The following is a 7,166-nucleotide window of genomic DNA, read 5'->3' on the forward strand; positions in this document are numbered from 1 at the left end:
TGATGACGCGTCTTATTCTGCGCGGCGGCGTGCCCGCCATGCTGCTATGCGCCAGCACGATGCTGTCGCCCGCGCATGCCGCCGCACCTGTCGCTCCAGCCGCATCTGCCACCGCCTTTGCTACCCCTACTGCCGCGCCTGCCGCCTGCAAGGGCACCATCTACATGACCTTCGACACGGGTAGCCAGTCGCAAGCGCAACTGATCGCCGACGTGCTCAATCAACGCCATGTGAAGGCAACCTTCTTCCTGGCCAATGAAAAAACCACGCGCGGCGACTATTCGCTCGATCCCTCATGGGCGCCGTACTGGAAGGCCCGCGTCGCCGAAGGTCATGCGTTCGGCACGCATACGTTTGACCACGTGTACTGGAAGAAGGATCTGGCCAACGGCTTGATCCAGGTCAAGCCCCAGTTCGGCAAGGAGGGCGGCAAGCTGGCCTCCTTCACTGATCAACAGTTCTGCGAGCAATTGCGCCGCGTCGATACGCGCTTCCAGGAGCTGACCGGGCACAAGCTCGATCCGTTCTGGCGCGCGCCGGGCGGCTACACCTCGCCGCGCACCCTGGCAGCCGGTAGCGCCTGCGGCTACCAGCACGCGGGCTGGGCGCCGGCGGGCTACTCGGGTGATGAGCTGCCCAGCGACAAGTATCCAAACGCCATGCTGCTGAAAAAAGCGCTGGCCAACTTGCGCAGCGGCGATATCTTCATTTCCCACATGGGCATCTGGTCGCGCAAGGATGCGTGGGCGCCCGCCAACCTGGATGCCTTGATTTCCGGCTTGCAAGACAAGGGTTTCTGCTTTGCCACCCTGCGCGAGCATCCCGCCTACGCGCAGAAGAAGGGCCAGCCATGACCGCCGCCGACGTCGGCGCCTTTATCGCCCCCGCCATCGATGCCGTGGTCGACGCCTTTGGCGTGGCGCAAGGCTGGCTGTTCCAGACTGTGGTGAATCCCCTCGTGTATCACCTGGGCTTTGGCGAATTCACGGAAGAGGCGTTCGAGGGCACGGAGTGGTTGCTGATCGGCCTGTGCGAACTGGTGCTGCTGTTTCTCGTGCTGCGTCCGCTCGAAGCCTTGATTCCCGCACACAAGATCACCGACCCGCGCGCCCGCTGGAACGACTTTATGTATACCGTGCTGCACCGCATCGGCCTGTTTTCCGTGCTGGTCTTCTTTACGCTTGATCCGCTGATGGATGCCTTGGCCGGTGCTTTGCGTTTCGACAATATCCATCCATTCAACCTGGAGTCGCTGTTGCCCGGCATCAGTCCCTTGCTCAGTTTTATCATTTATTTTGTGATACTGGACTTCGTCGATTATTGCTACCATCGGGCTTCGCACCATTTCGGCTGGTGGTGGGGCTTGCACAGCCTGCATCACAGCCAGCAAAACATGAACTTGTGGAGCGATGACCGCAACCACTTGCTCGATGACTTCCTGCGCGACGTGGTGATGGCGCTGGTGGCGCTGGGCATCGGCGTGCCGCCGGGGCAATACGTGCTGCTGGTGTCGATTTCGCGCATTCTGCAAAGCTTGCAGCATGCGAATGTGAGGATACACTTCGGCCGCATCGGCGAGCGGCTGCTGATCTCGCCCCGTTTCCACCGCACGCACCACGCGATCGGCGTGGGGCACGAGTCGAAAGGCAAGGGCAGCATGGGCGGTTGCAACTTCGGCGTGGTCTTGCCAATTTGGGATATGCTGCTGGGCACCGCGAATTTCTCGGCGGGCTATGCGCGCACGGGCGTGCGCGACCAGCTGGCCCGCATCGACAGCGATGGTGTGGGCCGCCCCGGACGTGAGTATGGCCGCGGCTTCTGGCAGCAGCAATGGCTGGGCCTGCGCCGCATGGTGGAATTTGCAAGAGTTAAACGAAAAGGACGCCGTTGATGCGTAATGTGTTGAATTCGTATGGCCGCGCCTTGCTATCGCAATTGCACGGCAAGATACTGCTGTTGAGCGTCGCGCCATTCATCCTGTCACTGATCTTGTGGGGCGCCCTGCTGTATGTGGGCTTGCAGCCGCTGATCGACAGCCTGCATGCGCTGTTCACCGAGTACGATTTCTTCCGCACCAGCGGGCAGGTGCTGGCCACCTTCGGCCTGGGCGTGCTGAAAGCCGTCATCGTGCCGTTGATCGCCATGTTCATGCTGTTGCCGCTGATGATCTTGACGGCGCTCATTTTCATGGGCCTGTTCGCCATGCCGGCCATCGGCCGCCATATTGGCGGGCGGCATTTTCCGCAGCTGGAAAAGAAACACGGCGGCAGCCTGCTTGGCAGCGTAGGCACCTCGCTGGCCACGTTCTTGCTGTTCATCGTCGTCTGGGTGCTCATGCTGCCGTTGTACGCGTTTCCGCCCGCCGCACTGGTGGGGCAAGCCGTGCTGTGGGGCTGGCTGACGTACCGCGTGATGGCGTATGACGCCATGGCCGACTACGCCAGCGTGGAAGAGCGCCACGCCATCATGCGCACGCAGCGCTGGCCCCTGCTGGCCATCGGCATGGTCTCCGGCGCGGCCGGCGCCGTGCCGGGCATGCTGTGGATGGGCGGCGTGATGTCGGTGGTGTTCTTCCCCTTCCTGGCGGCGTTCGCCATCTGGCTGTATGTACTGATCTTTATCTTTACGGGTCTGTGGTTCCAGTATTACTGCCTGGAAGCACTGTCGCGTTTGCGGGGCGTACGCGGCATGACCGACGTGGCGCCCGCAGACGCTTGAGTATTTTTATCGAATTCTACGAGGGAGCTTCATGGCTATCGGATTGATTATCATCGGCGACGAAATCCTGTCGGGCAAGCGCACGGACCAGCATTTCCCGAAAGTAGTGAGCATGCTCAAGCAGCGTGGCTTGCAGCTGAGCTGGGCAGAATACGTGGGCGACGAACCGGCCCGCCTGGTCGCCTTGCTCAAGCGCAGCTTTGCCAGCGGCGACATCGTCTTCAGCTTTGGCGGCATCGGCGCCACGCCGGACGACCATACGCGCCAGGCGGCTGCCGATGCGCTGGGCTTGCCGCTGGTGCTGCATCCGCAGGGCAAGCTCAATATCGAGCAGCGCATCACGGAAATGGGAGCAGAGGCGGGCGTGCCGGCCGATTTGAACTCGCCGGAAAACCTGCACCGCCTGAAAATGGCGGAATTTGTCGAAGGCGCCGAGCTGATTCCGAATCCGTACAACAAGATTGCCGGCTTTGCCGTGCGCGAGCATTATTTCGTGCCGGGCTTTCCCGTCATGTCCTGGCCCATGATCGAATGGGTGCTGGACACGCATTACAGCCATTTGTTCAATCAGGTGCCGCATGCGGAACATGCCTTGCTCGTGTACGAAACGGCCGAATCCCTGCTGACGCCGCTGATGGTGCGCCTGGAAGCGGAGTTTCCGCTGATTAAGGTGTTCAGCCTGCCCAGCGTGGGCGATGCGCAGACGCGCCGGCATATCGAACTGGGCGTGAAGGGCGAACCCACGCAAGCGGCGGCCGCCTTTGCGGACATGCGCGCCGCGCTCGATGCCCTGCAGGCGGAATACACCACCATCTGAGCTGCTGCCAGCCCGGCCGCCGGCGGCTTTTTCGCCGGCGTTCAGCCCGCCTTGCATCTATGTACGCAAGCGTACGTTCCAGGACGTTGTTTTTTTGCGAAAATCTTCGATGAAGCAAGATTTTTGTGTGCGCTCGCCAGTCGTTTTCATGCCGATGTGGTGGAATGGTGAACAGGAGCCTGGCGTGTCAAACGCGGGGTTGCCTGCCTGTGCAGCAGCGTGTTTTTTTGATTCACCGGTATGGACATCATGTTAAGCAAGCTCTGTAGTGACCGGCCCTGGCCGGCCCTCGTCTTATCCTGCGCGGAGCGGTATTGCTACCGTATTTTCCGCGCCGTCCAAACCCAACCTTACCCCAGCATCCCATGAAAGACACAGGCGTCAATCTGGCCGCGCAAGAGCGGCCCCCCTCTGATCCAGCTGCCGAGGCGCCGCCGCCGGCGAGCCCGCCGAAGAAGCGCCGTTCGCGCATCTGGCCGATCTTTGCCATCATCGTGCTGGCGCTGATCGCCGGCGTGGCGTGGTTTGTCATGCGCGAAGTGCGCACCTCGGCCCTGCAGGCCGAGTTTTTCACGCGTCTGGACCGTCAGCTGACGTTCAAGGTCGAGCCTGGCCCCGCGCCAGCGGGCGCCATCCGCTATCCGCAGCACGGCCCATACGATGAGCGCCTCGGCTATGCCAGCCTGCCTGACTTCATCACCAAGCTGAATGCGCGCGACTATGCCGTCACGGCGCAGGCACGCATGTCGCCGAAGATGGTGGAGCTGGTCGACCGGGGCATCTTTGCCACGTATCACGAGAAAAACCGCGCCGGACTGACCATCCTCGATTGCCGCGCCGCGCCCCTGTTCGCGGCCAGCTATCCCGAGCGCATGTTCGACGGCTTCGCCGATGCGCCGCCCGCGCTGGTGCAAAGCCTGCTGTTCATCGAAAACCGCGAATTGCTCGACCCGGGCACGCCTGAGCGTAACCCGGCCGTGGAATGGGACCGCCTCAGCAAGGCCGTCTTCGACAAGGCGCTGAACCTGTTCGGCGGCCACCGTGGTGGCGGCGGCAGCACCCTGGCCACGCAGATCGAAAAATACCGCCATTCGGAAGACGGTCGCACCAGTTCCATGCAGGATAAATTGCTACAGATGATTTCGGCCAGCCTGCGCTCGTACCAGGATGGCGAGAACACCATGGAAGCGCGGCGCAAGATCGTTGTCAATTACCTCAATACCGTACCGCTGTCGGCCAAAAGCGGTTTTGGCGAAGTCAACGGCATTGGCGATGGCATGTGGGTCTGGTATGGCCGGCCGTTTTCCGAGGTGAAAACTTTGCTCAAGGGTAATATGGACCAGCCGGACAGTGCGCTGGCCTACAAGCAGGCGCTGAGCCTCTTGATTGCGCAGCGCCGTCCTTCGCATTACCTGGTGGCCGGCGGCGCCGACCTGGAAGAATTGACCAACAGCCATCTGCGCCTGCTGGCGCAAGCGGGCGTGATTTCGCCGCAGCTGCGCGATGCGGCTATCGCCGAGAAGCTGCGCCCATCGACGGCCTCGGGCGTGCAGTCGGAAGCTTCGACCTCGTTCGTCACGCGCAAGGCGTCGAATGCCGTGCGCAACCACCTGGCCAGCATGCTGGGTGATCCGCGCTTGTACAACCTCGACCGCCTCGACCTGAAGGTGGTCAGCACGCTCGACGCCCAGGCGCAAAACGCCGTCACCAAGGTCTTGCGCGAGCTGCGCGACCCGGAAGTGGCGAAAGCGGCCGGCTTGACGGGCAAGGGCATGCTGGGCAATGGCGACCCCGCCAACGTGGTCTACAGCTTTACCTTGCTGCAAAAGGGAGAGCAAGCCAACTTGCTGCGCGTGCAAACGGATAATTTTGACCAGCCGCTCGACATCAACGAGGGCGCCAAGCTGGACCTCGGTTCCACGGCCAAGCTGCGCACCCTGGTCACGTATCTGGACATTATCGACCAGCTGCACCAGCGCTACAGCGGCATGGGTGCGGCCGAGCTGGGCAAGATTGCCGTCGATCCGAAGGACATGCTGTCGCAGTGGGCTATTGCCTATCTGAAACCACTGCCGCTGGGCGAGGCGCGCAACTTGCCCGCCATGCTGGCGGCCGCCATGCAACGCCAGTATTCGGGCAATCCGGGTGAAGGCTTCTTCACGGGCGGCGGCTTGCATCATTTCGGCAACTTCTCCAAGCTCGACGACAGCCGCATCATGACGGTGCAGCAGGCGCTGCGCCAGTCGACCAACCTGGTGTTCGTGCGCCTGATGCGCGACGTGGCCCGCTACTACATGTTCTCGCGTCCCGATTCCTCGGCCTCGCTGCTGGCGGACGCGGACGATCCGCGCCGCGCGCAGTACCTGAGCCGTTTTGCCGACAAGGAAGGGCGCGAATTCCTGCACCGTTTCTATCAGAAGTACCGCGGCAAGAGCGTGGACGAGCAGGAAAAGATTTTGTTGGCCAGCATCCGCCCGACGCCCGTGCGCCTGGCAAATATCTTCCGCACCATCAATCCGAAGGGCACGCTGGCGGAATTCGGCGATTTCCTCAACGCCAACTTGCCGTCGCAAAATGAAGTGCCGCCCGAGCGCGTCGCCAAGATGTACCAGCAGTATGCGATGGAAAACTGGTCCTTGGCCGACCGCGGTTATCTGGCCAACGTGCATCCGCTGGAGCTGTGGATGGTGGCGTATCTGCGCCAGCACGAAGGGTCCACCCTGTCGCAGATGGTGGCGGCCAGCGAGAAGGAACGCCAGGAAGTGTATAAATGGCTGTTCAATACGCACCGCAAGCATGCGCAGGACCGCCGTATCGCCAACTTGCTGGAAGTGGAGGGGTTCCTGGAAATCCACCGCCAGTGGAAGAAGATGGGCTACCCGTTCGATTCGCTGGTGCCGTCGTATGCGACGACCCTGGGCGCGTCGGCCGACCGTCCCGCCGCGCTGGCCGAGTTGATGGGCATCATCATCAACGATGGCGTGCGCAAACCAAGCGTGCGCATCGATTCCATGCATTTCGCCGCGAATACGCCGTATGACACCATGCTCAAGCGGGGCAGCAAGGTGGAAGCGGAACAAGTGCTGTCGCCGGACGTGGCGAAAGCCGTGGCCAAGGCCATCCGCGAAGTGGTGTCGGACGGCACGGCCAAGCGGGCCAAGACGGCATTCGTCGGCGCCGACGGCGTGCCGATCCCGATGGGCGGCAAGACGGGCACGGGCGACCAGCGCTTCGACGTGTATGGCGCCGGTGGCCGCCTGATCGAGTCGCGCTATGTGAACCGCTCGGCCACGTTCGTCTTCAATATCGGCGAGCGCTTCTATGGCAGCATGACGGCGTATGTGCGGGGGCCGGAATCGAAGAACTACGATTTCACCAGCGCCTTGCCCGTGCAACTGCTGGTGTCGCTGGCGCCAAGCCTGATGCCGCTGATCGAGCCGCCCGCGCCGGCCGAGGGCGTGGCGAAACAGTGCACGAATTAAGGTATTGTTGCAGCTGAAAGCCGGCCTTCACGTGAACTGAACCCCAAAAGTTGGACACCAACTTTTGGGGTTTTTCATGTCGAAGTACAGTGAGCAATTTAAGCTCAGCATTATCCAGCAATATTTGTCCGGTTCGGTGGGGTATAAAC

The 7,166-nt window shown here is 61.9% G+C and carries 5 protein-coding genes; all 5 read left to right on the forward strand.

Annotated elements, in window-relative coordinates; translation table 11 throughout:
* Positions 1 to 2 precede the first annotated feature (2 nt).
* The 5 genes from ACP7EG_RS27005 (at position 3) to ACP7EG_RS27025 (ending at position 7,017) form a co-directional block, all read left to right on the forward strand.
* Positions 3 to 854, forward strand: a complete 852-nt coding sequence (locus ACP7EG_RS27005) for a polysaccharide deacetylase family protein (RefSeq protein ID WP_426090142.1) — start codon at positions 3 to 5, stop codon at positions 852 to 854.
* Positions 851 to 1,891, forward strand: a complete 1,041-nt coding sequence (locus ACP7EG_RS27010; RefSeq protein ID WP_426090137.1) for a sterol desaturase family protein — start codon at positions 851 to 853, stop codon at positions 1,889 to 1,891. The genes ACP7EG_RS27005 and ACP7EG_RS27010 overlap by 4 nt, the downstream gene beginning before the upstream one ends.
* Positions 1,891 to 2,718 carry an EI24 domain-containing protein gene (locus tag ACP7EG_RS27015; protein WP_426090138.1) on the forward strand — a complete coding sequence of 276 codons (828 nt, stop codon included), beginning with the start codon at positions 1,891 to 1,893 and terminating at the stop codon, positions 2,716 to 2,718. Before ACP7EG_RS27010 ends, ACP7EG_RS27015 begins: the two co-directional genes overlap by 1 nt.
* A 31-nt stretch (positions 2,719 to 2,749) precedes the next feature.
* The gene (locus ACP7EG_RS27020) at positions 2,750 to 3,535 is read left to right on the forward strand and encodes a competence/damage-inducible protein A (RefSeq protein ID WP_426090139.1); all 786 of its coding nucleotides are present in this window, start codon (positions 2,750 to 2,752) and stop codon (positions 3,533 to 3,535) included.
* Positions 3,536 to 3,900: 365 nt separating this feature from the next.
* The gene (locus ACP7EG_RS27025) at positions 3,901 to 7,017 is read left to right on the forward strand and encodes a transglycosylase domain-containing protein (RefSeq protein WP_426090140.1); all 3,117 of its coding nucleotides are present in this window, start codon (positions 3,901 to 3,903) and stop codon (positions 7,015 to 7,017) included.
* Positions 7,018 to 7,166 lie beyond the last annotated feature (149 nt).

This window comes from Janthinobacterium sp. PSPC1-1 (genome assembly GCF_049897625.1).
Classification (GTDB): domain Bacteria; phylum Pseudomonadota; class Gammaproteobacteria; order Burkholderiales; family Burkholderiaceae_D; genus Janthinobacterium; species Janthinobacterium tructae.

Coding starts and splice junctions, on each gene's coding strand:
- ACP7EG_RS27010 (WP_426090137.1), top strand. CDS start 851: ATGACCGCCGCCGACGTCGGCGCCTTTATCGCCCCCGCCATCGATGCC.
- ACP7EG_RS27025 (WP_426090140.1), top strand. CDS start 3,901: ATGAAAGACACAGGCGTCAATCTGGCCGCGCAAGAGCGGCCCCCCTCT.
- ACP7EG_RS27005 (WP_426090142.1), top strand. CDS start 3: ATGACGCGTCTTATTCTGCGCGGCGGCGTGCCCGCCATGCTGCTATGC.
- ACP7EG_RS27020 (WP_426090139.1), top strand. CDS start 2,750: ATGGCTATCGGATTGATTATCATCGGCGACGAAATCCTGTCGGGCAAG.
- ACP7EG_RS27015 (WP_426090138.1), top strand. CDS start 1,891: ATGCGTAATGTGTTGAATTCGTATGGCCGCGCCTTGCTATCGCAATTG.